Here is a 26,515-nt window from a genome sequence, read left to right on the forward strand (position 1 = left end):
TACCGTCGGGTCACTTTGACACCCCGGCACACGCGAGGAGCGATCGATGGTCCGTACCGCCCGCACCACCAGCACCGCGGCTGCCATGGCAGCCGTACTGGCGGCAGCCGCTCTGGGCCTGGCCCCCCATCAGGCCCAGGCGGCTCCCGCCCGCACGACCGCCGCCGTCCCGGCAGCCTCGCAAGCCCAGTCGGGAGTCACCTTCCACGACATCCCCGGCTCCGGCGGCATCACCCTCAAGGGCAACGTCTTCACCCCGGCGGGCGCCGGGGCCGGCGCGAAGTACCCGCTGATCGTCCTGCCGACCAGCTGGGGCATGCCGCAGATCGAATACATCGCCCAGGCCAAGAAGCTCGCCGACTCCGGTTACGTGGTGGTCAGTTACACCTCCCGCGGCTTCTGGCTCTCCGGCGGCCAGATCGAGACCGCGGGACCTGCGGACATCGCCGACGTCTCCGCCGTCATCGACTGGGCGCTCGCCAGCACCCCGGCCGACGCCGCTCACATCGGCACGGGCGGGGTCTCCTACGGCGCGGGCATCAGCCTGCTGGCCTCCGCGAGCGATCCGCGCATCAAGGCCGTGGTCGCACTCAGCGGCTGGGCCGATCTCATCGAGTCGATCTACTCCGGCCGCACCCAGCACCTCCAGGCGGCCGCCCTGCTCGGCGGCGCCGGCTTCCTCACCGGACGCCCCGGCCCCGAACTGCAGCAGATCCTCGGCGACTTCCTCGGCTCGAAGCTGGACCGGGAGCCGCAGATGATCGAGTGGGGCAAGAAGCGCTCCGCCTCCGAGAAGGTCGACGCGATCAACGCCAACGGCGCCGCGATCATGCTCGGCAACGCCTGGGGCGACACCATCTTCCCGCCCAACCAGTACGCGAAGTTCTTCGAGAAACTGACCGGCCCCAAGCGCCTGGAGTTCCGCCCCGGCGACCACGCCACCGCCGAGGCCACCGGTCTCCTCGGACTGCCCAACGACACCTGGACCAACGCCCACCGCTGGTTCGACCGCTACCTCAAGGGCGCGGCCAACGGAGTCGACGCCGAGGCCCCCGTCCAGATCAAGCCCCGCAGCGACGGCGGGTACGAGGGCTACGCCGACTGGAAGTCGGTCGGCGACGGCGGCGCCGAGAAGGTGATGCTCTCCGACAGCGAACACCTCTTCACCGGCATCGACTCCGGCGCCAACGGCGGGATCGTCATGCTCTCCAGCCTGCTCGACCAGATCGCCCAGGCGCCCCCGATCGCCTCCATTCCGCTGCTCCCCCGCGCCTTCGCCGCCGTCTGGCAGTCACCGCGCTACGAAGAGGAGCGCCGGATCCGGGGCACGGTCGGGCTGCACACCACCGTCACGTCCTCGAAGTCCGACGGCACCTTCGTCGCGTACCTCTACGACGTGGGCCCGCTCGGCATCGGGAAGCTGATCAGCAACGCCCCGTACACCTTCCACGGAAAGCCGGCCGGCCAGCCCTTCGGCGTGGACCTGGAACTCTTCTCCACCGCCTACGACGTCCCGGCCGGGCACCGCCTCGCGGTCGTCGTCGACACCGTCGACCCGCTCTACATCGAGCACAACCCGACCGGCGGGCAGCTGACCTTCTCCTCGCCGCGCACCGATCCCTCGTACGTCTCGGTGCCGCTGCGCGAGCAGTGATCCGCGGCTGCTGCCGGGCCGGGTGTGGCTCTGGGGGGCTTCGCCCCGCGGGTCAGATCCGGCCCGGCAGCGCCGTTCCGGGGTCGGCCGCGTCGATGTCGATGTCGACCGCCTTCGTCTTGGGGTTGCGGCGCTCGCGCCGGGCCACCCAGGTGGCGAACCAGGACAGGAGCATGCACATCCCGATGTAGATCGGCGAGATGATCATCACGACCGGGATGAAGGGCAGGTCGTAGTCGAGGTTGGAGGCGATCAGCTTGCCCGCGTGCAGGAACTCCTCGTAGGTGATCAGGTAGCCGAGCGAGGTGTCCTTCAGCGCGACCACGAGCTGGCTGATGATCGTGGGCAGCATCGCCCGGACCCCCTGCGGGGCCAGGATGTAGGTCATCACCTGGGTCTTGCGCATGCCCAGGGCGTACGCGGCCTCGCGCTGGCCCTTCTCCACCGAGTTGATGCCGGTCCGGAAGACCTCGGCCAGCACCGAGCCGTTGTACAGGGTCAGTCCGGCGACCAGCGCGGGCAGCGGCTGGACCTTGAGCGCGACGAAGATGAAGAAGATCATCACCAGCACCGGCATGGCCCGGAAGAACTCCACGCACAGCGTGGACAGCCAGCGCACCGGCCGGTGCACCGAGAGCCGGCCCGTGGCGAGCACCGCGCCGAGCAGGAGCGAGAGCACCGAGGCGTAGGCGAAGGCCTTGAGCGTGTTCCACAGGCCCTTGAGCAGCAGCTCCTGGATGCCCTTGTAGGTGAAGGGGCTCCACTTGGCGGCGGTGAACTGGTTCGTGTCGAAGAGCAGGTAGAGCAGCCAGCCGAGCAGCCCGAGGATGACGGCCGTCGAGGCGACCCCGTAGAAGAAGTGGCGGCGCTGGGCGCGCGGGCCCGGCAGGTCGTAGAGGGCGGTGGACTCCAGGTCACCGTGGAGCGCGTGCGCGGTCATCGGGCGACTCCGTAGCGCTTTTCGAGCACGTTGAACAGCGCGCTGATGGACAGGGTGATGATCAGGTAGCCCACCGCGATCCAGACGAAGGTCCAGATGATGCTGTAGCCGAGCTCGTTGAGGGTCTTGTACGTGCCCAGCAGCTCGGTGACGCTGAAGGCCCCGGCGATCGCCGAGTTCTTGGCGAGCGCGATCAGCGTGGAGCCGATGGGCGGGATGACGGACCGGAAGGCCTGCGGCAGCACGACGGTGCCCAGGGTCTGTCCGAAGGACATGCCGAGGCTGCGGGCCGCCTCGCCCTGGCCCTTGGGCACGGTGTTGATGCCGGAGCGCAGGGCCTCGCAGACGAAGGCGGAGGTGTAGCAGCCCAGGGCCAGCACCGCGAAGAGCTCGAAGGGCAGGACCAGCCCGAAGCGCGGCAGGCCGAGCAGGACGGCGAAGAAGAGCAGGGTGAGCGGGGTGTTGCGCAGGATGGTCACCCAGACGGTGCCGAAGACCCGGAAGGAGCCGACGGGGGCGACGCGGAAGGAGGCCATCAGGAAGCCGAGGACCAGGGCCAGGAGGGAGGCGTAGACCGTGAGTTCCACGGTGCCGAGGAAGCCCTTCCCGTAGAGCGAGAAGTTTGCGGTGAGTACGTCCATGGCGGTGCGCTCTCCCCTCAGCTCGCCGGGTAGCGGTCGATGGCGGGCGGTGTCGGGGCGGGCTGGCCGGAGAGTCCGAGCGTGGCCTCGTAGGCCTTCTTCCAGTTGCCGTTCTTCTCGTTCGCGGCGAGCGCGTCGTCGAGCGCGAAGCGCAGTGCGTTGTCGGAGCGCGGGACGCCGATGCCGTAGGGCTCCTCGGAGAAGGGCTTGCCGACCACCTTGAGCTCCTCGGGGACCTTGGCCGCGTAGCCGAGGAGGATGGAGTCGTCGGTGGAGACGGCGTCGACCTGGTAGGTCAGCAGGTTGTCCACGCAGACCGAGTACGTGTCGTAGGCGACGAGGACGGCCCGCGGGAACTCCTTCTGGAGCCGCTGGTAGGGGGTGGAGCCGGCGGCCGAGCAGACCTTCTTGCCGTCGAGGTCCTCGGGGCCCTTGATGTCGGTCTCCCCCTTGCGCACCAGCAGGGACTGGCCGGCCATGAAGTAGGGGCCGGCGAAGCCGACCTGCTTCTTGCGGTTGTCGTTGATCGTGTAGGTGCCCACGTAGTAGTCGATCTGGCCGTTCTGCAGGGCCGTCTCGCGGTTGGCGGAGGCGATGGTCTTGAACTCGATCGTCTTGGGGTCGAAGCCGAGGGAGGCCGACATCATCTTGGCGATCTCGATGTCGAAGCCGGAGTAGCGGCCGCTCGCGGGGTCCTTCTCCCCCATGTACGGCTGGTCCTCCTTGGCGCCGACCACGAGGTGGCCGCGCCGCTTGGCCTTCTCCCAGGTCGGGGAGTCCGGCAGCTGGAAGCCGGTGGCGACCTGGTAGACGGGCAGGTCCTCGGGCTGCGGTCCCTTGACCGGCGGACTGCCGGACTTGCCGCAGCCGGCGAGGGCTCCCAGCAGGACCAGGGCGGCGGCGAGGACGGGCAGGACCCGGGCGCGGGGGGCTCGCACCCGGGTGCGCGGGGCCTCCCGCCGCGTACGCGGGGCGTTCGTCGGAAGCTGTCTCATCGGGCCGCCCCTCAGTGCTTGAGGATCTTGGAGAGGAAGTCCTTGGCCCGGTCGCTCTCGGGGGCGGTGAAGAAGGCCTCCGGGGTCCGGTCCTCGACGATCTTCCCGTCGGCCATGAACACGACGCGGTTGGCGGCGGAGCGGGCGAAGCCCATCTCGTGGGTGACCACGACCATGGTCATGCCCTCCGCGGCGAGCTGCTGCATGACCTCCAGCACCTCGTTGATCATCTCCGGGTCGAGCGCGGAGGTGGGCTCGTCGAAGAGGAGGGCCTTGGGGTTCATGGCGAGCGCACGGGCGATGGCCACGCGCTGCTGCTGGCCGCCGGAGAGCTGGGCGGGGAACTTCTCCGCCTGGTTCGCGAGGCCCACCCGCTCCAGCAGCTCGCGGGAGCGCTTGTCCGCCTCTTCCTTCTTCCGCTTCCTGACCTTGATCTGGGCGAGGGAGACGTTGGCGAGGACCGTCTTGTGCGCGAAGAGGTTGAAGGACTGGAACACCATCCCCACGTCCGCGCGGAGCGCGGCGAGCTCCTTGCCCTCGGCCGGCAGCGGCTTGCCGTCGAGCGTGATCGTGCCCGACTCGATCGTTTCCAGTCTGTTGATCGCCCGGCACAGGGTCGATTTCCCGGAGCCGGAGGGGCCGATGACCACCACCACCTCCCCGCGGCCGACGGTGAGGTTGATGTCCTGGAGGACGTGCAGTTGTCCGAAGTGCTTGTTGACGTCCCGCAGCTCGATCAACGGATCGACGGCCATACGCTGCCCTGCCCACTTGTCGGTGTGTCGAGGTCAGCGCAAACTATCCAGCCGTGGAAGGGCACTTCACCGCGACACGCCTAAAAGCCGCATAAAGGCCCGCGAGGTCAGCCTTACGTGGCGTCTCAGCCTTCGGAGGCTTCGGCGTAGGCCTGACTGAGCTCGGGAGATCCCGTCATCGCCCAGGACACCCCCGACTCGACCACGTTCAGCTCGCGGCCCGAGGCCAGCCGGATCATCGGCCGGCCGTTGGGCCACACCTGCCAGGCGGCGCCCGGAACGGAGCGGATGATCACGGTCCCGAGGTAGAAGCCCGCGTCGTTGCCCAGCCACGGGGTGATCTCCGGATCCCGGCGCCAGCGCGGCATCAGCTGGTCGATGTCCTCCAACGAGCGCGGGCTCTCGTCGAGTTCGAGCCCGGCCGAGCGCGCGTGGGCGCGCAGCATCTCGCATTCCGCGAACATCTCGTTGATGCCCTCGGGATCGTCCGCGAGGGCCGCAGCGAGTCCCGCACCCGGTTCCGTTTCGTGTCGATTGATCCAGTTGGCCAGGAAAGGGATGTTCATGAGCCCAGCCTGACACCAGGATCCACGACGGGCGACAGGACGCGCGCGGACTGTGACAGATCGGGGACCGCTAAAGCTCCAGGTCGACGACGACCGGCGCGTGGTCGGAGGCGCCCTTGCCCTTGCGCTCCTCGCGGTCCACGTAGGAGTCGGTGACGGCCTTGGCGAAGGCCTCGTTCCCGTAGACCAGGTCGATGCGCATGCCCCTGTTCTTCGGGAAGGCCAGCATCCGGTAGTCCCAGAAGGTGTACGGCCGGTCGTACTTGAGCGCGCGCGGGAAGACGTCCGAGAGCCCGGCCGCCCGCAGCTGCTCCAGGGCGGCCCGCTCGGCCGGGGTGACGTGGGTGAGGCCCTCGAAGACCGCCGGGTCGTAGACGTCCTCGTCGGTCGGGGCCACGTTGAAGTCGCCGAGCACGGCGAACGGGCGCTCCCCCGCCGCGTCTTCCGCGACGGCGGCGGACAGGGCCCGGAACCAGTCCAGCTTGTAGCCGTAGTGGTCGTGCTCGACCTCGCGCCCGTTGGGCACGTACACCGACCAGACGCGCACCCCGTCGCAGGTGGCGGAGATCGCGCGGGGCTCCTGGACCCCTTCGTAGTCGGGCCCGCCCGGCAGCCCCACGACCACGTCGTCCAGGCCCACCTTGGAGAGCAGGGCCACGCCGTTCCACCGCCCTGTGGCATTGACGGCCGACTCGTAGCCCAGCGCGCGCAGCTCCTCGTACGGGAACTGCTCCGCGGAGCACTTGGTCTCCTGGATGCACACGACATCCGTGCCGGAGGACTCCAGCCAGGCCAGCAGGCGCGGCAGCCGGGCGGTGATCGAGTTGACGTTGAACGTGGCGATACGCATGCCGTCCAACCTACCGCCCGGCACCGACAGTCAGAGGTCGGCCGTGTCCCCGGCGGTGAGTCGGGTGTGCGGCGAGCCGCCGAGGGCGTTCAGCGCGGAGTCGTAGATCGGACGGGCGAGGTCCGCGAGGTAGGCGTCGTGGATGTCGATGGCCACGCGCGGCTTGACCGCGCGGACGTAGTCGACGACCTCGGCGATCTTGTTCCACGGGGCGTGCACCGGGAGCATCAGCGTGTCCACCGGGGCGTCCGGCACGGTCAGCGCGTCCCCGGGGTGGAAGAGCGAGCCGTCGACCAGGTAGCCGACGTTGGTGACCCGCGGGATGTCCGGATGGATCACGGCGTGCAGCTCGCCGTGCACCTGGACGTCGAATCCTGCCGCGGTGAAGGTGTCCCCGTGGCCCACGGTGTGGACGCGGCCCGGATAGGCGGGGGCCAGCTTCTCAGCGACGCTGCGCAGGGTCCACAGCCCCGCCGCCGGGTTCGCGTCGAGGGCGGCGCGCAGCCGGCCCTCCTCGAAGTGGTCGGGGTGCTCGTGGGTGACGAGCAGGGCGTCGGCGCCGAGGCCGGCGTCCGCTTCGCTGAAGGCGCCCGGGTCGATGACGAGCACGAGCCCGTCCTTCTCCAGCTGGACGCAGGAGTGCAGCCGCTTGGTGAGCTTCATGATCGAAGGCTAGCCGCGCGGTGGGCCCGACAGGGCGGGAAGGCGGAGCCGACCGGATTCGAACCGGCGTCCTCGCGATTTTGGAGACCGCGCGCGACGACCTCTGCGCTACGGCTCCGCCCCCGGCGCCACCCTATCCGTGCGGGGGCGGCATCGGTGAGGGGGCGGCATCCGTGAGGGGCGAGCGCGCGGTGCCGTCGCCGTCTACGGGACCGTCGTGGAGACCACGTACACCTTGGAGACGCGGGGGTCCGTGAGGTCGACGGTGATGTCCCGGGTGGGCCGCGGGTCGTCCGCTTCGAGGGTGGTCCCGAGCCACTTGACATCCGGCGTCCAGCTCCAGCCGGCGATCTCGGTGTCGTGCTCGGAGATCGACGACCCGGGGGTCAGCCGGTCGCGGCTGGTGCCGACGGAGGACAGGAAGGCGTCCAGGTCATCCGGGACGACCGCGAACTGCGTGTACAGCCGGCTGGTGCGCCAGTTGTTGGTCTCCAGGAACCCGACGCGCCAGGCGTTCGGCGGGATCGGCACCTCGTAGATGCTGCGCTGCACCTTGGACGGCCAGCCCGGGCGCACCTTGGCCGCGCCGACCTTGGAGGCCTTGTCGCGGCCGCTCTGGCGGCTCTGCTGGGCGGAGACCGCGAGGTAGCCCGCCGGGACGCCGACCAGCAGCAGGATGATGATCGCGGTGATCCAGCGGCGCCGCACCACGTGCTTGCGGTCCTCGGTGGGGGTCGGCGCGCCGGGCCGCTCGTCGGGGGACGGGGCCTGGCGGGGCAGGGTGGGCGGGGTCACTGCTGTTCCTGGTCCTCGGGGCCGGTGGTGGTGTCGCGCCGGCCGAACTGCGCGTAGCGCTCGTACCGCTCGACGCGCCGGCGCGTGGCGCGGCGGAAGCGGCGGGCGACGAGCCGGGAGAGGTCGGCGGCGCCGACCATGCCGGCCTCGGGGCCGAGCTGGGCCTTGGCGATGCGGGCCTCGGGGCGGTAGCCGCGACCGGTGAGGTGGCGGCGGAAGGCGTCGCGGGCGGGGCCGATGAGCAGGTCGTCGGCGGCGCTGACGCCGCCCCCGATGACGAAGCAGGAGGGGTCGAGGGCGGCCGCGAGGTTGGCGATGCCGACGCCGAGCCACTGGCCGATGTCCTGGAGCAGCTCGACGCACATGGCGTCGCCCTCGCGGGCCAGCTCGGTGATGAGCGGACCGGTGATCTCGTGGACGTTGCCGCCGACCCGGGCGATGAGGTTGTACGCGACCGGGGAGTCGGCGGCGGCCAGCTCGCGGGCCTCGCGGACCAGGGCGTTGCCGGAGCTGTACTGCTCCCAGCAGCCGCGGTTGCCGCAGGGGCAGCGGTGGCCGCCGGGGACCACCTGCATGTGGCCGAACTCGCCGGCGACCCCGTAGCGGCCGCGCTTGACCTGGCCGCCTTCGAGGATGGCCCCGCCGATCCCGGTGCCCAGGGTGATCATGACGAGGTGGTCCTCGCCGCGGCCGGCGCCGAAGCGCCACTCGGCCCATGCGGCGGTGTTGGCATCGTTGTCCACCATGACCGGGACCGCGAGCCGGGACTGGAGCGCGTCGCGCAGGGGTTCGTCGCGCCAGGCCAGGTGCGGGGCGAACAGGACCCGGGAGCGGTCGGCGTCGACCCAGCCGGCGGCGCCGATGCCCACGGCGTGCACGTCGTGCCGGTCCGAGAGGTCGAGGACCAGCTCGACGATGGTGTCCTCGACCACCTTGGGGCTCTTGGACTTGTCCGGGGTCTCGGTCCGGATCTTCTCCAGGATGATCCCGTCGGCGTCGACGACCCCGGCCATGACCTTGGTGCCGCCGATGTCGATGCCGACGGTCGGAACGCGCGGTGCGGTCAGGTGCGAACGGCGCTCACGGGTCCCGATGGTCCGCAGGACGGTGCCTCGCGCGGCCCCCCGGTGGGCGAGCGTGAAGTCCCGGTACGTGCTCATCGAGTCGTGTCGCCCCTCATGGTGCGGCGGGGCCCGGGGTGGGGCCGGATGCCTGGTCGGATGGCTGGTCGGATGGCTGGTCGGATGGAGCGGTGGACGGGGTCGCGGATGCGCCGCCAGGTCCTGATTCTGCCACTCGCTCCAGTTCGTGGCTCAGTTCGTCGAGCTCGGAGCCGCCCGCCATCTGCCGGGTGAGCTCGTCCAGGGTGATCGAGTCGCGGGTGTGGCTGCCCGCCATGGTGCCGCGCTTGAGCAGCACGAACCGGTCCCCGACCAGGTGGGCGTGGTGGGGGTTGTGCGTGATCAGGACCACGCCGAGGCCCGCGTCGCGGGCCGCGGCCACGTATTTGAGGACCACCCCGGACTGTTTGACGCCGAGGGCGGCCGTGGGCTCGTCGAGTACGAGGACCTTCGCGCCGAAGTGGACGGCGCGGGCGATGGCCACGCACTGCCGCTCGCCGCCGGACAGGGTGCCGATGGGCTGGTCGACGTCGCGCAGGTCGATGCCCATGCGCAGCAGCTCGGCGCGGGTGGTCCGGCGCATCAGCTCCACGTCGAGGCGGCGGAAGGGGCCGCGGCCCTTGGTGGGCTCGGAGCCGAGGAAGAAGTTGCGCCAGACGGGCATCAGCGGGACCACGGCGAGGTCCTGGTAGACGGTGGCGATGCCGCGGTCGAGGGCGGCTCGCGGGTTGGCGAGCACCGTTTCCTCGCCCTCGATCTCGAAGGTGCCGGCGTCGTGCCGGTGCAGCCCGGCGATGATCTTGATGAGGGTGGACTTGCCGGCGCCGTTGTCGCCGAGGACGCAGGTGATCTCGCCGGCCGAGACCTCCAGGGAGACGTTCTGGAGGGCGCGGATGTTGCCGTAGTACTTGCTGACCCCGGTCAGCTTCACCAGGGCGGGGACGCCGGCCGGGGATGATCCGGTCTCGGTCTTGGTCATCGTCACTTCGCCTCCGCCCGCTTGCGGACCCATGCGTTGAGCAGCGTGGCCAGCAGCAGCATCGCGCCGAGGAAGAACTTGAACCAGTCCGGGTTCCACTGGGCGTACACGATGCCGTTGCTGGTCATGCCGAAGATGAAGGCGCCCACGGCGGAGCCGATCGCCGAGCCGTAGCCGCCGGTCATCAGACAGCCGCCGATGACGGCCGCGATGATGTAGAGGAACTCGTTGCCGACGCCCTCGCCCGACTGGACCACGTCGAACGAGAAGAGGATGTGCTGCCCGGAGATCCAGGCGCACAGCGCGACGCCCATGTACAGGCCGATACGGGTCTTCACGACCGGCACGCCCGTCGCGCGGGCCGCGTCCGCGCCGCCGCCGACGGCGAAGATCCAGTTCCCGGCGCGGGTGCGCAGCAGGATCCAGGTGGCCACGGCGACCAGGAGCAGCCACCACAGGATGGTGACCTTCAGGGTGACCGAGCCGAAGCTCCACTGCGAGGCGAAGAGCGCGCGGGCGGAGGAGAAGCCCTCCATGTCGGCGATGGTCTTGGTGGAGACCGAGCCGCTGATCAGCTTGGTGAAGCCGAGGTTCAGGCCGGTCAGCATCAGGAAGGTGCCGAGCGTGATGATGAAGCTGGGCAGTTTCGTGCGGGTCAGCATGAACCCGTTGAAGAACCCGATCCCGAGGGTGACCAGCAGCGATACGAGGACGCCCACCCAGACGTTGGCGGTCATCTGGTAGCTGAACATCGAGCTGAGCAGCGCCGACGAGGTGACCATGACCCCGGCGGACAGGTCGAACTCGCCGCCGATCATGAGCAGGGCCACCGGGACGGCCATGATGCCGATGGTGGAGGCCGAGTACAGGATCGTGCTCAGGCTGGAGGCCCGCAGGAAGCTGTCGGCGGCGAAGGAGAAGAAGACGAAGACGGCGGCCGCGCCGACCACCGCGCCGAGCTCGGGCCGGCCGAGCAGCCGGCGCAGCAGCGAGGTGTGCGCGAGCCGCTCGTCGCGCGGGGCGGGAGCCGGAGCGGGCGCCTGGGTGCTGGTGCCGGTGGTCATCGGCTGCCCCGGTTGATGAACTTCTCCAGGGTGGCCGTCTCGGCCCCCGTGACGATCTGCGGGCCGGTGAGCACCGGCCGGCCGCCGCCGAGCACGTCCGCGTTGTAGCGGTAGAGCCAGAGCAGGTCGACGGCCTCGTACCCCTGGAGGTAGGGCTGCTGGTCGACGGCGAATCCGAGGGCGCCGGACTTCAGGTCCCGGGCGACGGAGGCGTTCAGGTCGAAGGTGTCGACCTCGGCCTTGCTGCCCGCCGCCTCCTTGGCCTTGACGGCCGTGGGGGCGAAGGGCGCGCCGAGGGTGACGATCGCGTCCACGGAGGGGTCGGCCTGGAGCTTGGCCTGGAGGGCGGCCTGGACGGACGGCATGTTGGTGCCCTCGACGTACAGGTTCTCCATGGTCCCCCCGGACTCGCCGAAGGTCTTCTTGGCTCCGGCGCAGCGCTGCTCGTGGCCCACGTTGCCCTGCTCGTGCAGGACGCAGACGGCCTTCTTGCGGCCGCGCTTGCCGAGCTCGGTGCCGACCGCCTCGCCGGCGATCTCCTCGTCCTGGCCGATGTGGGTGAGCGCGCCGTACTCGGCGGACTGGGCGGATCCCGAGTTGACCGTGATCACCGGGATGCCGGCCTTGACGGCCTTGGCGAGGACGTCCTTGAGCGCCTCGGGCTTGGCGAGGGAGACGATCAGCCCGTCGACCTTCTGGTCGATGGCGTTCTGGACGAACTGGGCCTGCTGCTGCGCCTGGTCGTCGTGGGCGTAGACGAAGTTGATGTTGTCCTTCGCCGCGGCCTCCTTGGCGCCCTTCTGCACGATGTCCCAGAAGGTGTCGCCGTCTCCCGCGTGGGTGACCATCGCGAAGGTCCAGCGCGGGGTGGAAACGGCGGGCCGGCCCGCTGCCTCGGCCTTCGCGCGGTCCTCGGCGCGCTTGCCACCCGTACTGCTGCACCCCACGAGGGAGGCACCCAGTACCGCCGCGAGCACCGCGCCCACGAGGCGTACCCCTGTCCGAATCCTGGCCACGTCTGCCCGTGCCTTTCGTTTGTCGCGCCGTCCCGCCGGCGCCGTCCCTGCGGCGCCGTCCCGCCGCGGTACCCGCTCGCCGGAACGGTCATGTGTGGCGAGCCGCAGCCGCCCAGTATCCGTCACAGTGCACCATGCAAGGTCATCGGGGCCATTGCGGACCGTGCCGGACACAGCGGGACAGATTGACAGCTCCCCCGGACGGGGTCAGGTTGAGTGCATGCGCATCGGGCTCATCGGAACGGGCCGGATCGGTTCCTTCCACGCGTCGGCACTGGCCCGCCAGGCGGACGCGGGCTCGCTGCTGCTCGCCGACGCCGACCCCGCGCGGGCGGCGCGCCTCGCCGACCGGCTCGGAGCCACCGCCGCGCCCACCGTCGAGCAGATCTTCACCTGGGGCGTGGACGCGCTGGTGGTGTCCTGCGCCACCGAGGGGCACGCGGACCTCGTCGTACGGGCCGTCCGCGGCGGGCTGCCGGTGTTCTGCGAGAAGCCGGTCGCCCCGGACCTGGACCGCACCCTGGCGGTGCTCCGCGAGGTGGCCTCGGCCGGCGGGGTGCTCCAGCTCGGCTTCATGCGCCGCTTCGACGCGGGCTACACGACGGCGCGCGAGCTGGTCCGCTCCGGAGCCCTGGGCCGGCTGCACACCGTGCGGACCACGACCGCGGATCCCTCGCCGCCCGGCGCCGATTATCTGCGGACCTCGGGCGGGCTGTACCGGGACTGCCTGGTGCACGACTTCGACATGGTCCGCTGGGTGACCGGGCACGAGGTGAGCGAGGTGTACGCGACGGGGTCCGACGCGGGGCCGCCGCGGTTCCGCGAGGCGGGCGACGTCGACACGGCCGCCGCCGTCCTCACCCTGGACGACGGGACGCTGGTCTCCAGTACCGGTACGCGGTGCAACGGCGCCGGGTACGACGTACGGATGGAGCTGGCCGGGGAGCTGGACCAGATCTCCACCGGGCTGGACGACCGTACGCCGATCGCCTCGACCGAACCGCAGGGACCGCCCCCGGCGACCAAACCCTGGGCCGGGTTCCTGGAACGCTTCGCTCCGGCCTACGAGGCCGAGCTGGCGGCCTTCGTCCGGCTGGTGCGGGGCGAGGGCCCCAATCCGTGCGACGGCGTCGAGGCGCTCGCCGCGATCCGGGTGGCGGAGGCGTGTGAGCTCTCGCGGCGGGAGCGGCGCCGGGTCGCGCCGGCGGAGCTCCCGGACCTCTGAGGACCGTGAGCGGATCTCCGGGACCCGAGGGCCGTCGGCCCCGACCGCGCCGCCCGTACCGCCCATACCGACCGTCCCGTGCCTCCCGACCGTCCCGTGCCTCCCGTCCACGGCGGCTACCAGCACACCGGGTGCCGGGTCGTCCCGCGGACCATGGTCCCGGGCATCCATGCGAGGACGGCCGGCTCTTCCCGGAGGTCCGGGAAGCGCTCCACCAGGGACCGGATCGCGATCCGTCCCTCCAGCCGGCCGAGCGGGGCGGCGACGCAGTGGTGGATGCCGTGTCCGAAGGCGATGTGCCCGCCCCGGCCGGTGCGGCGGATGTCGAAGGTGTCGGGGCGGTCGAAGCGGGAGGGGTCCCGGTCCGCCGCGGCGAGGCAGACGAGTATGCCGGAGCCGGCCTCGATGAAGGTGTCGCCGATCTCCAGGTCCGAGGCGGCGAAGCGGAACGTGGCGGTCTCCACCGGGCCGTCGTAGCGCAGGATCTCCTCGACGGCCGCGCCGATCAGTCCGTCCGGGTCGGCGCGCAGGGCGGCGAGCTGGTCGGGGTGGGCGAGGAGCGCCCGCATCCCGTTGGACACCAGGTGCACGGTGGTCTCGTGCCCGCCGACCATCATCAGGGCGGCCATCGCGACCAGCTCCCGGCGGGAGAGCCGGTCTCCCCCGTCCCCCCGGCTGGTCACCCAGTCGCTGAGCAGGTCTTCGCCCGGATCGGCGATCTTGGCGTCGACCAGCCCGGCCGTGTAGGCGGTCATGGCGCGCACGGCCGCGTTCTCGGACTCCACCCCGGTGGGCGAGACCATCTCGGTGATCCAGCCGCGGAAGGCGCCGCGGTCCGCCTCCGCGACCCCGAGGAGCTCGCAGATCACGGTCATCGGCAGCGGCTGGGCGAAGGCCTCGATCAGGTCGGCGCGGCGCTCGGGGAGGGCCTCCATCCCGTCGAGCAGCCCGTCGACGATCTCCTGGATGCGCGGGCGCAGCATCTCGATCCGGCCGGGGACGAAGGAGCCGGCGACCAGGCGGCGCAGCCGGGTGTGGTCCGGCGGGTCGGCGCGCATCATGTTGGCGCTGGCCTCGGTCCGCTCCCGGTCGGCGTAGAGCCCGGAGGTCAGCCAGTTCTTGGACACCGCCGGGTGGGTGAGGACCTGGCGGGCCTCCTGGTGACCGACGATCAGCCAGACCTCCTGGCCGTCGGCCGCCTTCACCCGGTGAACCGGTCCCTCCGCACGCAGGCGCGCGTAGTGGGGGTACGGGTTCTCGTTGAAGTCTTCGGCGATCGAACTGAGGTCCAGGACCGGCATGTGGCCACCCTAGACCGGGAGTTGATGTACTCCGGAGCTGGTTTCGGCCATTCGCTCAGCCAGCCGCGCGCCGCCCCCAGGCGGTGCCCGCGAGCACCAGCGCGACCCCCGCGAAGCCGGCCGCGCCGAGCCGTTCGCCGCCGATGGCGATGCCCGCCGCCGCGGCCCACAGGGGTTCGGTGCCGAGCAGCAGGCTGACGCGGGAGGGCGACGTGCGGCGGACGGCCCACATCTGCACGAAGAAGGCGAACAGGGTGCAGAAGACGGAGAGGAAGGCGAGCCCGGCCCACTCGGCAGCGCCGAAGTCGGCGGCGGCCGCCCAGGGGCTCGCGCCGGTGCCGGGCAGCAGGGCCAGTACGGCGAACACGGCGACCGCGGTTCCGAGCTGGACGGTGGTCAGGGAGAGCGAGTCCGCTTCCTGCACGGCCTTGATCCGGGCCATCAGCAGGACGTGCGCCGTCCGCGCGAGGGCGGCGCCGAGGATGAGGAGGTCGCCGGTGCCCGGGGCGGTGAAACCGGCCCCCTGAGTGAGCAGGACGACTCCGCCGACGGAGACGGCCGCGGCGCCGAGGAAGGCGGGCGAGGGGGCTTCGCGGCGGACGGCGGACTCGGCGAGCGGGGTGAAGATCATGGTCAGGCTGATGATGAGCCCGGCGTTGGTGGCGGAGGTGTGGACGACCCCGTAGGTCTCCAGCAGGAAGATTCCGCCGAGTACGAGTCCCAGCGCTCCGGCGCCGCGCAGCTGGGCGGGGGTGAGCGCGCGCAGCCGTCGCCGGCCGGCGACGGCGAGGACGGGCAGGACCAGGGCGAAGCGCAGGACGAGCACCGCGATCACGGTGTGCGTGGTGGTGACGCCCTTGGCGGCGAGGTAGCTGCCGCCCCAGACGACGGCGACGAGCAGGACCGGCAGATCGGCGAGCCAGGCCCTGCGGGGCGCGGCGACGGGAGCGGGGGCGGCGATGGTGGACACCGGTTCTCCAACGGCAGAAGGCAGGTGGAGACTTCGGCGGCTCGCACGGGGGGAGAGCCCAAGCTACCCGAGCATGATCGGCCGGTCGAGCCATTTGCTCCCCGGGCCGCGGCCCGTGGCCCGCGGCCCGCAGGCCGGGGGCCGGGGGCCGAGGCCCGCGTCAGCCGAAGGTGCCGAACGCGGCGCGCCCCTTCGGCCGGTAGGTGTGGATGGCCGTGCCGGCCGAGGTCGTGCGGGAGTCCTTCAATTCGAAGGCCGTCGGCAGGCCGCCCGTCGGGAACAGCCGCCGGCCGCCGCCCAGGAAGACCGGGAAGAGCAGCAGGTTCAGCTCGTCCACCAAGTCCCGCGCCAGCAGCCACTGCGCGAGCGCGCCGCTGCCGTGCACTTGGAGTTCCCCCTCGGTCGCGTCCTTGATCCGTACGACCTCGCTCTGCAGCTGCTCCCCGTCGATCACGGTGGCGGGGCCCCAGGCCGGCTCCTTGAGCGTGGTCGAGGCCACGTGCTTGGGCAGCTGGTTGAGCCTGCTCGCGACCGGGTCGGCGGGGTCGTCGTGCTGCGGCCAGTACGAGGCGAAGATCTCGTAGGTCCGGCGCCCGAACAGGAAGGCCCCGGCCCGGTCGAAGACCTCGGTGACGAACTCCCCCATGCCCTCGTCCGCGAAGGGCACGAGCCAGCCGCCGTACGAGAACCCGCCGCTGGTGTCCTCCTCCGGGCCGCCGGGCGCCTGCATCACACCGTCGAGGGTCAGGAAGGTGGTGAGGGTCAGCTTTCCCATGGCTCTGCGCTCCTTGGCTCCGGTACATCGGCTGTCACGGGTTCAGACTCCCGGGCCGCCCGGAACTCATCGCCGCGGCGCGCGCGAACGCGATGTCCGTTTCCTGCCAGCGCCGTTCACCCCCGGGCGATTTCATTGAACTCGCAACCAATCAACGCGGGAGGAACACCATGAACGGCAACGCAGTGGCCCTGGTGACGGGCGGCAGCAGGGGGATCGGCGCCGCGACCGCCCTGCGGCTCGCGCAGGACGGTACCGACGTGGCCCTCACCTACGTCGACGACGCGGAAGCGGCGCGGACGGTCGTCGGCAAGATCGAGGCGCTGGGCCGGCGCGGCCTGGCCCTGCGGGCCGACGCGGGCGACGCGGAGCGGGCCGCCGGGGCGGTGGAGGAGACCGTACGGGGCCTCGGCCGGCTCGACGTCCTGGTGAACAACGCCGGCGTGGGCGTGCTCGGCCCGCTGGAGGAGCTCACCGCCGCGGATGTGGACCGCGTCCTCGCGGTCAACGTCCGGGGCGCCTTCCTGGCCTCCCGTGCCGCGGCCGGGCGGATGGGCCGGGGCGGGCGGATCATCACCATCGGCAGCTGCATGACCCAGCGGGTACCGGGCCCGGGCGGCACCCTGTACGCGATGAGCAAGGCAGCGCTGACCGGCCTGACCAAGGCCCTCTCGCGGGAGCTCGGCGAGCGCGGGATCACCGCGAACCTGGTCCACCCGGGCCCGGTGGACACCGACATGAACCCTGCGGACGGCCCCTACGCCGCGCCTCAGTCGGCCATGACGGCCCTGGGCCGCTTCGCCACCCCGCAAGAGGTGGCCGCCATGGTGTCCTTCCTCGCGGGCCCGGACTCCGCCTACGTCACGGGCGCCGAGTTCTCGGTGGACGGCGGCCACGCGGCGTAGGCCGTCAGGACGGCCGGGGTGCGTACACCGCAGGGGCGCACCGTCGAAACGGTGCGCCCCTGCGGTGTGTTCGAGCATGCCCCGGGGGTGTCGGCCCCCGGGGCGGTCACGCGGGTGGCGTCAGCCGCCCAGCTCCTGGTGGCGGGCGGTGTGCGCGGCGGTGCCGGCCTCCGTCAGCGCGCCGAAGAGGCGCAGGCGGGAGAAGCCGCCGTCCGGGAAGATGTCGATGCGCACGTGCGTGCCCACCGCGGGGGCGTCGAGCACGAAGCGGTGGTTGGTGTCGGGCTGCAGGCGGGTGCGCGGCAGGAACTCGGTCCACTCGCCCTCCTCGCCCGTCTTGACGGACAGCGAGGCCCAGCCCGCCGAGTTGCCCTTGAGGTACGCGGTGTCGATCTCGACGGCGCGGATCTCGGACTCGGCGACGAGCTGGTAGCGGATCCAGTCGTTGCCGTTGTCACGGCGGCGGGCGGTCTCCCAGCCGTCGTCCATCTTGCGGGAGCGGCCCGGGTTGATGGTGTTGGTCGGCGGGGAGTAGAAGCGGTTGGAGGCGTCCTGTACGGAGCCGCCGTTCTCCAGCGCCACCACGTCGAAGGAGCCGAGCGCCGCGAGCCACTTGGGGTCGGGCACGACTTCGCCGTAGACGCGCAGGCGGGCGATACCGCCGTCGGGGTGCTGGTTGACGCGCAGGTGCGTGAAGCGCTGCTCGACGTCGACCTCGAAGCCGTTGGCCGCGTGGCCGCCGACGGGGGTGCGGGCGACGATGGTCGTCCACTTGATGTCGTCGCCCTGGAGCTCCGCCGGGGTCGGCGCGAGGGCGCCTTCCCAGTTGGTGGCCTCGACGGAGACGGCCTGCGGCATGTTGCCGCGGAAGTGGGCGGTGTCGACCACGATGCCGCGGATGACGCCGGGGGCGCCCAGGCGCACGAGCGCCCAGTCGTGGTCCTCGGGGGTCGGCCAGGGCTGGGTGGCGGAGATGCCGCGGCGGCGGCGGGTCTCCCAGCCGTCCATGACCTTGCCCTTGTGACCGAAGTCCTCGGGGTCGAAGTGCGCGGCCTCGGAGATCAGCAGGTTCTCGCGCTGGGCGAAGAACTCGTCGTTGGCCTCGATGACACCGGCGCCGAGCTCACGGGCGGCGAGGTTCGCGTACTGGGTGAACGGGAAGTCCGCGCTGCGGTAGTCCGCGTACGGGTCGCCGCCTCCGTACGGGTTCGCGTTGCCGGTGAAGGATTCAATCGCCACTGTCAGTTCTGCCTTTCAAGGAGTCGGCCGGTGGGCTCGGACGGGGTGCCGTGGTCGGCGATCTGCGCGCCGCGCAGCCAGGTGGACTTCACGACGCCGTGCAGGGTCTTGCCCGCGTACGCCGTGACCTGGTTGCGGTGGTGCAGGTGGGCCGGGTCCACGGTGAAGGTCTCTTCGGGGGCCAGGACGGCGAAGTCGGCGTCGCGGCCGGCCTCGATCGCACCCTTGCCCGCCAGACCGGCGAGGGCGGCCGGGGCGGCGGACATCCAGCGGACGACGTCCTCGAGGGTGCGGCCGCGCTTCTTCGCCTCGGTCCAGATGGCCGGCAGGCCCAGCTGGAGGGAGGAGATGCCGCCCCACGCGGTGGCGAAGTCGCCGGTCTTGAGGTCCGCGGTGGAGGGTGAGTGGTCGGAGACGATGCAGTCGATCGTGCCGTCGGCGAGCGCGTCCCACAGGACGTCCTGGTTGGCGGACTCGCGGATGGGCGGGCAGCACTTGAACTCGGTGGCGCCGTCGGGTACTTCCTCGGCCGTCAGGGTGAGGAAGTGCGGGCAGGACTCGACCGTGATCTGTACGCCCTCGGCCTTCGCGACGGCGATCAGCGGCAGCGCGGAGGCGGAGGACAGGTGCAGGACGTGGACGCGGGCGTTCAGTCGCTTCGCCTGGTCGATCAGGTTCTGGATCGCGGTGTTCTCGGCGTCCTGGGGGCGGGAGGCCAGGAAGTCGGCATACTTGGGGCCCGGGTGCTGCGGCGCGGACTCCAGGTGGTGCGGGTCCTCGGCGTGCACGATCAGCAGGCCGCCGAAACCGGTGATCTCGGCGAGCGAGGCGGCGAGCTGCTCCTGGTCCAGGAGGGGGAACTCGTCGACGCCGGAGGGCGACAGGAAGCACTTGAAGCCGAAGACGCCGGCGTCGTGCAGCGGGCGCAGGTCCTTGACGTTGTCCGGCAGCGCGCCGCCCCAGAAGCCGACGTCCACGTGCGCCTTGGTCCGGGCCACGTCCTGCTTGACCACCAGGTTGGCGGTGGTCGTGGTCGGCGGCAGGGAGTTGAGCGGCATGTCGAGGATGGTGGTGATGCCACCGGCCGCGGCGGCGCGGGTGGCCGTCCAGAAGCCTTCCCACTCGGTACGACCGGGGTCGTTCACGTGGACGTGGGTGTCGACCAGGCCGGGGAGGAGCACGTCGTCGCCGAAGTCCTCCAGCCGGGCACCGGCCGGTACGTCGGCCTCGTACGGCAGCACGGCCGCGATCTTCCCGCCGGCGACGGCCACCGAAGCGGCACGCGTCCCCTCGGGGGTGATGACGCGCGTCGAGCGCAGTACCAGTTCCACAGCCAGGTCGGACACCGGAACCTCCCCATCTACTTCCACAGAGCGAAATTCAACGTTCTGTTGACGGAGTCTTCACGTCGATCCGGACCCAGTCAAGAGCGCCCGGACGGACCACTGACGGCGGCGTATCGCAATTGGAGGTTTCCACAGGATGGAATTAAGATTTCGCTATGCAGAATGTAGCTACCACCACCGGGAACCGGACGGGCAACTTCCCGAGGACGTCCGCCACCCGGACAAACCGCCTCTGACCGGCGGGGACGGCATTGCCCCGGCTCTAGGGCCGACGCAGACCGACCGGTAGGCTGCTTGCTTGCCTGCCAGCACCGAAAGGACCGCGCCCGTGCCGACGTCCAGCGCCAGCACCACCGACGCCTCCACCAAGCCCACCGCCGCCAGCGGTGGCGTCCAGTCCCTTGAGCGCGCCTTCGATCTGCTCGAACGCATGGCCGATGCCGGGGGCGAAGTCGGCCTCAGCGAGCTCTCCGCCGCCAGCGGTCTGCCGCTGCCCACCATCCATCGCCTCATGCGCACCCTCGTGGCATGCGGCTATGTCCGGCAGCAGCCCAACCGACGGTACTCCCTCGGACCCCGGCTGATCCGCCTCGGCGAGTCCGCGTCGCGGCTGCTGGGCACCTGGGCCCGCCCCTACCTGGCGCGTCTGGTGGAGGAGACCGGCGAGACCGCGAACATGGCCCTGCTCGACGGGGACGAGATCGTCTACGTCGCCCAGGTGCCCTCCAAGCACTCGATGCGCATGTTCACCGAGGTCGGCCGACGGGTGCTGCCGCACTCCACCGGCGTGGGCAAGGCGCTGCTCGCCTACACCCCCGCGGACGAGGTCCGGGCCCTGCTCTCGCGCACCGGGATGCCGGCCGCGACCGAGAAGACCATCACCACGCCCGAGGGCTTCCTCGAGGCCCTGGAGGTCGTCCGCCGGGTGGGCTACGCGGTCGACGACAACGAGCAGGAAATAGGAGTCCGCTGCCTGGCGGTCTCCGTGCCGAACTCGCCGACCGCCGCCGCGATCTCCATCTCCGGCCCGGCCGGCCGGGTGACCGAGGCCGTCGCCGAGTCCTTCGTGCCGATCCTCCAGGGCGTCGCGGCCGAGCTGTCGGTGGCCCTGCAGAGCCAGAATCCGGCGTAGGCCCTGGCCCGGCGGTAGACCCGAGAAAGAGCCCGGAGCCCCTTCAGAGGGGCGCCGGGCTCTTCGCGTACTCCCCTGGGCGCGCGGCGGCCTGGGGTGCCCGGGGCCTCGCGGAAGAACCCCTCCGGCCGGGCCGCCCGGAGGGGCTGCGCAGGAGATCGTGCCGGTCAGGCCACCCGGACGGGCCCCGTGCCCTGCTTCAGACGGCCGTCGGTCATCGTCGCCGTGGCGTCCATCCGCCCCAGGTGCGCGTGGTCGTGGGTGACCAGCACCGTGGCGGTGGAGCGCTCACGGGTGAGGGTGACCAGCAGGTCCAGGATCGCGGCGCCGCGCTCGTGGTCGAGGGCGCTGGTGGGCTCGTCGACCAGCAGCACGGCGGGCTCGTTCATCAGGGCGCGGGCGATGTTGATCCGCTGGCGCTGCCCCCCGGACAGCTGGTGCGGCCGTTTGTCGGCCTTGTCGGCCAGTCCCACCGCGTCCAGCAGCTCCAGGGCCCGCCGGCGCAGGGTCCGCGCGGGACGGCCTGAGAGGTGGGCCATGACCTGGAGCTGTTCGGCGGCGGTGAGCGAGGCCAGCAGGTTCGGCTGCTGGAAGACGATGCCGATCTTCTCCCGGCGCAGCGCCGACTTCTCGCCCGCGCCGAGCGCCGAGGTGTCCTGCCCGGCGACGACCACCCGTCCCGCATCGGGCGTGACGAGGGTGGCGGCGACCGCCAGCAGGCTGGACTTCCCGGAACCGGAGGGGCCGACCACCGCCGTCAGGGTGCCGGCCGGCACCTCCAGACCGACCGCGTCCAGCGCGGTGAGGCGGCCGTCGCCGTCCGGATAGGTGAGCGTGACGTCGTGCACGAGCAGGGTCATCGGGCGCTCCCGAGAGCGGTCAGGGGGTCTACGGCGGTGATCCGCCGGATGGACAGGGCGGCGCCCAGCGCGCCGAGCGCGATCATGACGGCGGCCGGGACCAGCACGGTGGCGGCGTCGAGCACGAAGGGCACGTCCCCGCCGCTGATCAGCGCTCCGAAGCCGGCCGCGAGCGCGGTGCCCGCACCGGTGCCGAGCGCCAGCATCACCACGGCCTGCCCCAGCGCGTCCTTGAGGAGGTACGGGGTGGAGGCACCCAGTGCCTTCAGCACGGCGATGTCCCCGCTGCGCTGGATGGTCCACACCGTGAAGAAGGCTCCTATGACCAGGGCCGAGATGGCGAAGAGGAAGCCGCGCATCAGCTGGAGCGAGCCGTTCTCCGAGGTGTACGAGCCGATCGCGCTCAGCGCCCCGTCGACGGTCTGCGCCTCGGTGCCGGTGGCCTTGTCCCCGGCCGCCCAGTCGACGCCCGAGCCGTCCAGGGCGACGACGGTCGCGAGGGTGTCGATGGAGGTGCCGGCGTTTCCGACGCGCTGCCAGTCGTTGAGGTCCATCCAGACGACAGGGGTGTGGCTGTAGGCGGCGGTGCCGGAGACCGCAGCCACGGTCAGCTCGACCTGGCCGATCCTGAGCTTGCCTCCGGCGGTCAGCCCGCCGAGCTCCTTGGCGGCCTTCTCCGTGAGGACCACCTGCCCCTGGGTGAGCCCGCTCCCCCGGGGCGCGAGGGAGCCCGCCGGATCCACGCCGAAGACGGACACGCCCGCCGTGCGCTCACCCGAGACGACGTTGGTGGTGCGGATGCCCAGCGGCTGCGCCGAGGTGACCCCCGGCTGCTCCCGCCAGGCCAGCCAGGCCTTCTCGGGCACCTGGGAGTTGGTGAAGGAGACCTTCTGGCCCCCGGCGGGCGCGGCGAACGCGAGGCGGGTGGTGGCGGGCAGGCCCGTGATGGCCGAGATGTTCTCCCGAGCCAGTCCGGCGGTGAGCCCGGACAACAGGCCGACCAGCAGTGTGATCAGCAGGACCACCGAGCCCATCAGGGCGAAGCGGCCCTTCGCGAACCGTAGATCTCTCCATGCGACGAACATGTTCCCCACCTTGGTCTTCCGCGTGGACACAAGGCATCGCGCCACAGTAGGGATCCTCGTATCGAAGGGCGCACGAACACATCAATCCTTTGGTTGACCGGGGCCCCCGGACCCGGACTTACGCTGGTCAGGCCATGACTGCTCACCTGCCGCCCGCCGCGGCCGCCCTCCCCCCGCCCCCCGCGCCCGGTGGCCCCGGCGCCCGCACCCTCACCCCCGTCTCCCGCGTCCTGCGGCTGTGCCTGCACGCCCTGCTCTTCGGCCTGCTCGCCCTCGCCGCCGGGCGGGCCGTCGCCGACTCCGCGCCGCGCGCGGGCTGGGTGGTCGCGGCCTGCGCGGTCCTGGCCGCCGTGTACCTCGCGGGCGTACGGATCCCCGCGGTGCACACCTCGGCGCGCGCCGGGGCGGTGTGGCTGGCGGCCCTGGGCGCGGCCTGGGCCGCGCTGCTGGTGGTCTCCCCCGACGGGCTGTGGATCGCCTTCCCGCTGTACTTCCTGGAGCTGCACCTGCTGCGGCTGCGCTGGGGCGTGACGGCCGTCGCGGTGACCGCCTGCGCGGCGATCGGCGGCTTCGTGGCGCACAGCAGCGCGGTGACCCCCGGGGCCTTCCTGGGGCCGCTGCTGGGCGGGGCCGTGGCGGTGGCGACCGTACTGGGCTACCAGGCGCTGTACCGGGAGAGCGAGCGGCGCCGCGAGCTGATCGAGGAGCTCATCACCACCCGGGCCGAGCTGGCCGCGGCCGAGCGGAGCGCCGGGATCCTGGCCGAGCGGGAGCGGCTCGCCCGGGAGATCCACGACACCCTGGCGCAGGGCCTGTCCTCCATCCAGCTCCTCCTGCGGGCCGCCGAGCGCAGCCTGCCCGAGGGCTCGGCGGCCCTTGCGCACATCGGCCGGGCCCGGGAGGCCGCCCAGGAGAACCTCGCCGAGGCACGGCGCTTCGTACGGGCCCTCACGCCTCCGGACCTGGAGCACGGGTCCCTGCCGGCCGCACTGGAACGACTGTGCTCCGCGGCGCCGGGCCCCCGGGTCCGGTTCTCCCTGAGCGGCACCGCGCGCCCCCTGCCGACCCCCTACGAGGTGGCGCTGCTGCGGATCGCGCAGTCGGCGCTGGCCAATGTGGTGCGCCACGCGGGGGCCGGACGCGCCGAGATCACCCTGACCTTCATGGACTCCTCCGTGACCCTCGACATCGTCGACGACGGCAAGGGCTTCGATCCCACGTCCGCGCCCTCCGGTGACGGCGGCTTCGGGCTGCCCGCGATGCGCTCGCGCGCCGAAACCCTCAGCGGCCTGTTCACGGTCGAATCCGCCCCGGGCCAGGGCACCGCCGTGGCCGTCACCCTTCCCCTGCCCGCGGAGGCCCTGTCATGACGATCCGGCTGCTCCTCGCCGACGACCACCCGGTGGTCCGGGCCGGGCTGCGCGCGGTGCTGGACACGGAGCCGGACTTCGAGGTGGTGGCGGAGGCGGCGACGGCGGAACGCGCGGTGGAGCTGGCCGGCTCCACCGCGGTCGACGTGGTCCTGATGGACCTCCAGTTCGGCCCCGGCGGCGGCATGCACGGCTCGGCGGCCACGGCCCTGATCACGGCCGGGTCACCGTCCCCCCGGGTGCTGGTCCTGACCACGTACGACACGGACGCGGACATCCTCGCGGCGGTGGAGGCGGGCGCCTCGGGCTACCTCCTGAAGGACGCCCCGCCGGAGGAACTCGCGGCGGCGGTCCGCACCGCGGCCGCCGGCCAGTCCGCGCTGGCCCCGGCGGTGGCCCTGCGCCTGATGGACCGCATGCGGACCCCGGCGGAGGCCCTGACCAAGCGCGAACTGGAGGTCCTCCAATTGGTCGCGGACGGCCTGTCGAACCAGCAGATCTCCAAACAGCTCTTCCTGAGCCAGGCAACGGTCAAGTCCCACCTGGTCCACATCTACGCGAAACTGGGCGTCGACTCCCGCACCTCGGCAGTCGCCACGGCGGCGACCCGCCGCCTGATCCGCACGCCGTAGCACTTTCAGGCCTTCTCAGCCGTCCGGCGTTCGAGGACGGGGGTCCGGGGCCAGGAAAGATCCGAAAGAGACGGCTAGGCCACCCAGTACGGCCGCTCCACCGCCGACGGCAGCGGCACACCCCCGTGGAAGGCCTCCGCCAGCCTCCGTACGCCCTCGTCCAGCCGGTCCGCCGGCAGGGTGTACGGGATCCGCAGCCGGTGCTCGAAGGTTCCGGGGTCCACCCCGAAGCGCGCGCCCCGCCCGATGTTGACCCCGGCCGCCGCCGCCCGGTCCGCCAGCGCGGAGCTGACCGGCTCCCCCAGGTCCACCCAGAGCGAGAGCCCGCCCGGCGCCACCTGCCAGCGCCACTCCGGCGTGTGCCGCTCCAGCGAGGCGATCAGCGCCGCCCGCTGCCCGCGCAGCCGCTCGAGCCGCGCGGGCAGCGTCCGCTCCAGCCCCTCGAGCAGCGGCAGCGCCACCAGCTGGTCCAGGACCGAGCCGGTCATGTCGGCCGCCACCCGTACCGCCGTCAGCTCCGTGATCATCTTGGCGGTGGCCCGGATCCACCCCACCCGCAGCCCGCCCCAGTGCGTTTTGCTCAGCGAGCCGATGGTCACCACATGATCGGCCCCGCCCTTCGGCGCGAGCGAGGCCAGCGGCGCGGGCGCCGGCACGTCGAGCGCGATGTCGGCGATGGTCTCGTCGACCACCAGCCAGGTCCCGGTCCGCCGGGTCGCCGCCAGCAGCCGCAGCCGCTGCTCCTCCGGCATCAGCGCGCCCGTCGGGTTGTGGAAGTCGGGGATCACGTACGCGAGCCTCGGTACGGTCTGGCGCAGCGCGGACTCGGCGATCTCCAGGTCCCAGCCCGCGTCGGAGACGGCGATCGACCCGGTGCGCAGCCGCGCGTGGCGCAGGGCGTCCAGGGCGTTGGCGTAGGTCGGGTTCTCGGTCATCACCCGGTCTCCGGGCCGGCAGAGCAGGCTCACCACCAGCGCGAACGCCTGCTGCGCGCCCGCCGTGACCAGGATCTGCTCCGGGCGGGTCGCCAGTCCCCGCCGGGTGAACCGCTCGGCGACGGCGGTCCGCAGGTCGGGCAGCCCGAAGGGGTGGTAGCCGGGGCTGCGGGCGAAGGCGGGGAGCCTGGGCGCGGCCCAGGCCACCGCGTCGGCGAGGCTGTCCTGGGGCGCTCCCATGGCGGCGATGGCGAGGTCGATGCCGGGGTCGCCGTCGGCGCTGTAGCCGCCGGCGCCGACGACGGCGTGCGCGCCGACCGGATGGTGGCCTTCGGGGAGCTCGGTCCAGGTCCCGGAACCGCGGCGGCTGCGGACGTAGCCGCTCTCGCGCAGGAGGTCATAGGCGCCGGTGACGGTGGCCCGGCTGGCGCCGACCGCCTCGGCGAGTTCGCGTTCGGCGGGCAGGCGCACGTGCAGGGCGATCCGCCCGTCGAGGATCAGGGTGCGGACGGCGTCGGCCAGGGCCCGGTAGCCGGGGCGGGCCAGTACCTCCGCCGGGAGCAGGGCCGCGAGCTGGCGGCTGCCGATCATTCTGTCCGCCGTCTGGACCACTCGCCCGTTTGCCATGCCAACCTCCCCTGATTGGCTCTGCCTGCCAGGCCAATCCAGGTACAGACTCGCTGCATTGGCCGCCGATTGGC

At 71.8% G+C, this 26,515-nt stretch carries 26 protein-coding genes and 1 tRNA gene; 6 read left to right on the plus strand and 21 right to left on the minus strand.

The genetic code is table 11. The features are described from left to right. The first annotated feature begins 46 nt into the window (after positions 1-46). Complete coding sequence (locus ACFYM0_RS07145; RefSeq protein ID WP_388497536.1) at positions 47-1,654, plus strand: CocE/NonD family hydrolase; 1,608 nt, start codon at positions 47-49, stop codon at positions 1,652-1,654. A gap of 52 nt (positions 1,655-1,706) precedes the next feature. Here ACFYM0_RS07145 and ACFYM0_RS07150 read toward each other — a convergent pair whose 3' ends face one another. From ACFYM0_RS07150 to ACFYM0_RS07210, 13 genes are all read right to left on the minus strand, one after another. Further along, entirely contained in the window at positions 1,707-2,594 is an 888-nt protein-coding gene (locus ACFYM0_RS07150; protein ID WP_388497539.1) for an amino acid ABC transporter permease, read from the minus strand. Beyond that, the gene (locus tag ACFYM0_RS07155; RefSeq protein WP_388497542.1) at positions 2,591-3,235 is read right to left on the minus strand and encodes an amino acid ABC transporter permease; all 645 of its coding nucleotides are present in this window, start codon (positions 3,233-3,235) and stop codon (positions 2,591-2,593) included. Before ACFYM0_RS07155 ends, ACFYM0_RS07150 begins: the two co-directional genes overlap by 4 nt. Before the next feature lie 17 nt (positions 3,236-3,252). Continuing rightward, the gene (locus ACFYM0_RS07160) at positions 3,253-4,230 is read right to left on the minus strand and encodes a glutamate ABC transporter substrate-binding protein (RefSeq protein WP_388497545.1); all 978 of its coding nucleotides are present in this window, start codon (positions 4,228-4,230) and stop codon (positions 3,253-3,255) included. Between the two features lie 11 nt (positions 4,231-4,241). Beyond that, the gene (locus tag ACFYM0_RS07165) at positions 4,242-4,985 is read right to left on the minus strand and encodes an amino acid ABC transporter ATP-binding protein (protein WP_250740493.1); all 744 of its coding nucleotides are present in this window, start codon (positions 4,983-4,985) and stop codon (positions 4,242-4,244) included. 125 nt (positions 4,986-5,110) lie between these two features. Continuing rightward, positions 5,111-5,551 (minus strand): DUF6278 family protein, encoded by a 441-nt coding sequence (locus ACFYM0_RS07170; protein ID WP_388497548.1) that lies wholly within the window; start codon positions 5,549-5,551, stop codon positions 5,111-5,113. A 70-nt stretch (positions 5,552-5,621) separates the two neighbouring features. Further along, positions 5,622-6,401 carry an exodeoxyribonuclease III gene (locus ACFYM0_RS07175; RefSeq protein ID WP_388497549.1) on the minus strand — a complete coding sequence of 260 codons (780 nt, stop codon included), beginning with the start codon at positions 6,399-6,401 and terminating at the stop codon, positions 5,622-5,624. 30 nt (positions 6,402-6,431) lie between these two features. Beyond that, entirely contained in the window at positions 6,432-7,064 is a 633-nt protein-coding gene (locus ACFYM0_RS07180) for an MBL fold metallo-hydrolase (RefSeq protein ID WP_388497552.1), read from the minus strand. 43 nt (positions 7,065-7,107) lie between these two features. After that, positions 7,108-7,182, minus strand: a tRNA-Trp gene (locus tag ACFYM0_RS07185). 86 nt (positions 7,183-7,268) lie between these two features. Continuing rightward, positions 7,269-7,859 carry a hypothetical protein gene (locus tag ACFYM0_RS07190; protein ID WP_388497553.1) on the minus strand — a complete coding sequence of 197 codons (591 nt, stop codon included), beginning with the start codon at positions 7,857-7,859 and terminating at the stop codon, positions 7,269-7,271. After that, positions 7,856-9,019 (minus strand): ROK family glucokinase, encoded by a 1,164-nt coding sequence (locus ACFYM0_RS07195; protein WP_388497555.1) that lies wholly within the window; start codon positions 9,017-9,019, stop codon positions 7,856-7,858. Before ACFYM0_RS07195 ends, ACFYM0_RS07190 begins: the two co-directional genes overlap by 4 nt. 16 nt (positions 9,020-9,035) lie before the next feature. Further along, positions 9,036-9,959, minus strand: a complete 924-nt coding sequence (locus ACFYM0_RS07200; protein ID WP_388497557.1) for an ATP-binding cassette domain-containing protein — start codon at positions 9,957-9,959, stop codon at positions 9,036-9,038. A 2-nt stretch (positions 9,960-9,961) separates the two neighbouring features. Continuing rightward, positions 9,962-11,023: an ABC transporter permease gene (locus ACFYM0_RS07205; protein WP_388497560.1), complete on the minus strand. Its 1,062-nt coding sequence runs from the start codon at positions 11,021-11,023 to the stop codon at positions 9,962-9,964. Next, the gene (locus ACFYM0_RS07210) at positions 11,020-12,009 is read right to left on the minus strand and encodes a sugar ABC transporter substrate-binding protein (RefSeq protein ID WP_388497563.1); all 990 of its coding nucleotides are present in this window, start codon (positions 12,007-12,009) and stop codon (positions 11,020-11,022) included. The genes ACFYM0_RS07205 and ACFYM0_RS07210 overlap by 4 nt, the downstream gene beginning before the upstream one ends. 250 nt (positions 12,010-12,259) lie before the next feature. Here ACFYM0_RS07210 and ACFYM0_RS07215 point away from each other — a divergent pair, with 250 nt between their 5' ends. Further along, positions 12,260-13,264: a Gfo/Idh/MocA family oxidoreductase gene (locus ACFYM0_RS07215; protein WP_388497565.1), complete on the plus strand. Its 1,005-nt coding sequence runs from the start codon at positions 12,260-12,262 to the stop codon at positions 13,262-13,264. Between the two features lie 116 nt (positions 13,265-13,380). Here the strand turns inward: ACFYM0_RS07215 and ACFYM0_RS07220 are convergent, their stop codons facing one another. From ACFYM0_RS07220 to ACFYM0_RS07230, 3 genes are all read right to left on the minus strand, one after another. Then, positions 13,381-14,565, minus strand: coding sequence for a cytochrome P450 (locus tag ACFYM0_RS07220; protein ID WP_388497567.1), 1,185 nt, complete (start codon positions 14,563-14,565; stop codon positions 13,381-13,383). A 55-nt stretch (positions 14,566-14,620) separates the two neighbouring features. Then, a complete protein-coding gene (locus tag ACFYM0_RS07225) occupies positions 14,621-15,535 on the minus strand; it encodes a DMT family transporter (protein ID WP_388497569.1) in 915 nt (304 codons plus the stop codon). Positions 15,536-15,695: 160 nt separating this feature from the next. After that, the gene (locus ACFYM0_RS07230; RefSeq protein ID WP_388497572.1) at positions 15,696-16,310 is read right to left on the minus strand and encodes a dihydrofolate reductase family protein; all 615 of its coding nucleotides are present in this window, start codon (positions 16,308-16,310) and stop codon (positions 15,696-15,698) included. 170 nt (positions 16,311-16,480) lie between these two features. Between ACFYM0_RS07230 and ACFYM0_RS07235 the strand changes: the two genes are divergently transcribed. After that, positions 16,481-17,215, plus strand: a complete 735-nt coding sequence (locus ACFYM0_RS07235) for an SDR family oxidoreductase (protein ID WP_388497574.1) — start codon at positions 16,481-16,483, stop codon at positions 17,213-17,215. A 120-nt stretch (positions 17,216-17,335) separates the two neighbouring features. On the opposite strand, the gene alc is transcribed toward ACFYM0_RS07235, so the two are convergent. Next, on the minus strand, positions 17,336-18,454 hold the full coding sequence (gene alc / locus ACFYM0_RS07240) for an allantoicase (protein WP_388497576.1): 1,119 nt from the start codon (positions 18,452-18,454) through the stop codon (positions 17,336-17,338). A gap of 2 nt (positions 18,455-18,456) precedes the next feature. Continuing rightward, positions 18,457-19,791, minus strand: coding sequence for an allantoinase AllB (allB, locus tag ACFYM0_RS07245; protein ID WP_388497737.1), 1,335 nt, complete (start codon positions 19,789-19,791; stop codon positions 18,457-18,459). 337 nt (positions 19,792-20,128) lie between these two features. On the opposite strand from allB, the gene ACFYM0_RS07250 reads away from it, so the two are divergent. Beyond that, positions 20,129-20,932, plus strand: a complete 804-nt coding sequence (locus ACFYM0_RS07250) for an IclR family transcriptional regulator (RefSeq protein ID WP_274550203.1) — start codon at positions 20,129-20,131, stop codon at positions 20,930-20,932. 167 nt (positions 20,933-21,099) lie between these two features. On the opposite strand, the gene ACFYM0_RS07255 is transcribed toward ACFYM0_RS07250, so the two are convergent. Then, positions 21,100-21,792 (minus strand): ABC transporter ATP-binding protein, encoded by a 693-nt coding sequence (locus ACFYM0_RS07255; protein WP_388497578.1) that lies wholly within the window; start codon positions 21,790-21,792, stop codon positions 21,100-21,102. After that, positions 21,789-22,877 carry an ABC transporter permease gene (locus ACFYM0_RS07260; RefSeq protein ID WP_388497580.1) on the minus strand — a complete coding sequence of 363 codons (1,089 nt, stop codon included), beginning with the start codon at positions 22,875-22,877 and terminating at the stop codon, positions 21,789-21,791. Before ACFYM0_RS07260 ends, ACFYM0_RS07255 begins: the two co-directional genes overlap by 4 nt. Before the next feature lie 134 nt (positions 22,878-23,011). Here ACFYM0_RS07260 and ACFYM0_RS07265 point away from each other — a divergent pair, with 134 nt between their 5' ends. Beyond that, positions 23,012-24,247: a sensor histidine kinase gene (locus tag ACFYM0_RS07265; RefSeq protein ID WP_388497583.1), complete on the plus strand. Its 1,236-nt coding sequence runs from the start codon at positions 23,012-23,014 to the stop codon at positions 24,245-24,247. Further along, a complete protein-coding gene (locus ACFYM0_RS07270; RefSeq protein ID WP_388497585.1) occupies positions 24,244-24,879 on the plus strand; it encodes a response regulator in 636 nt (211 codons plus the stop codon). The genes ACFYM0_RS07265 and ACFYM0_RS07270 overlap by 4 nt, the downstream gene beginning before the upstream one ends. A gap of 74 nt (positions 24,880-24,953) precedes the next feature. Here the strand turns inward: ACFYM0_RS07270 and ACFYM0_RS07275 are convergent, their stop codons facing one another. Beyond that, a complete protein-coding gene (locus tag ACFYM0_RS07275) occupies positions 24,954-26,441 on the minus strand; it encodes a PLP-dependent aminotransferase family protein (RefSeq protein ID WP_388497588.1) in 1,488 nt (495 codons plus the stop codon). Positions 26,442-26,515: the final 74 nt, after the last annotated feature.

The organism is Streptomyces sp. NPDC006487 (assembly GCF_042870555.1).
GTDB lineage: Bacteria > Actinomycetota > Actinomycetes > Streptomycetales > Streptomycetaceae > Streptomyces.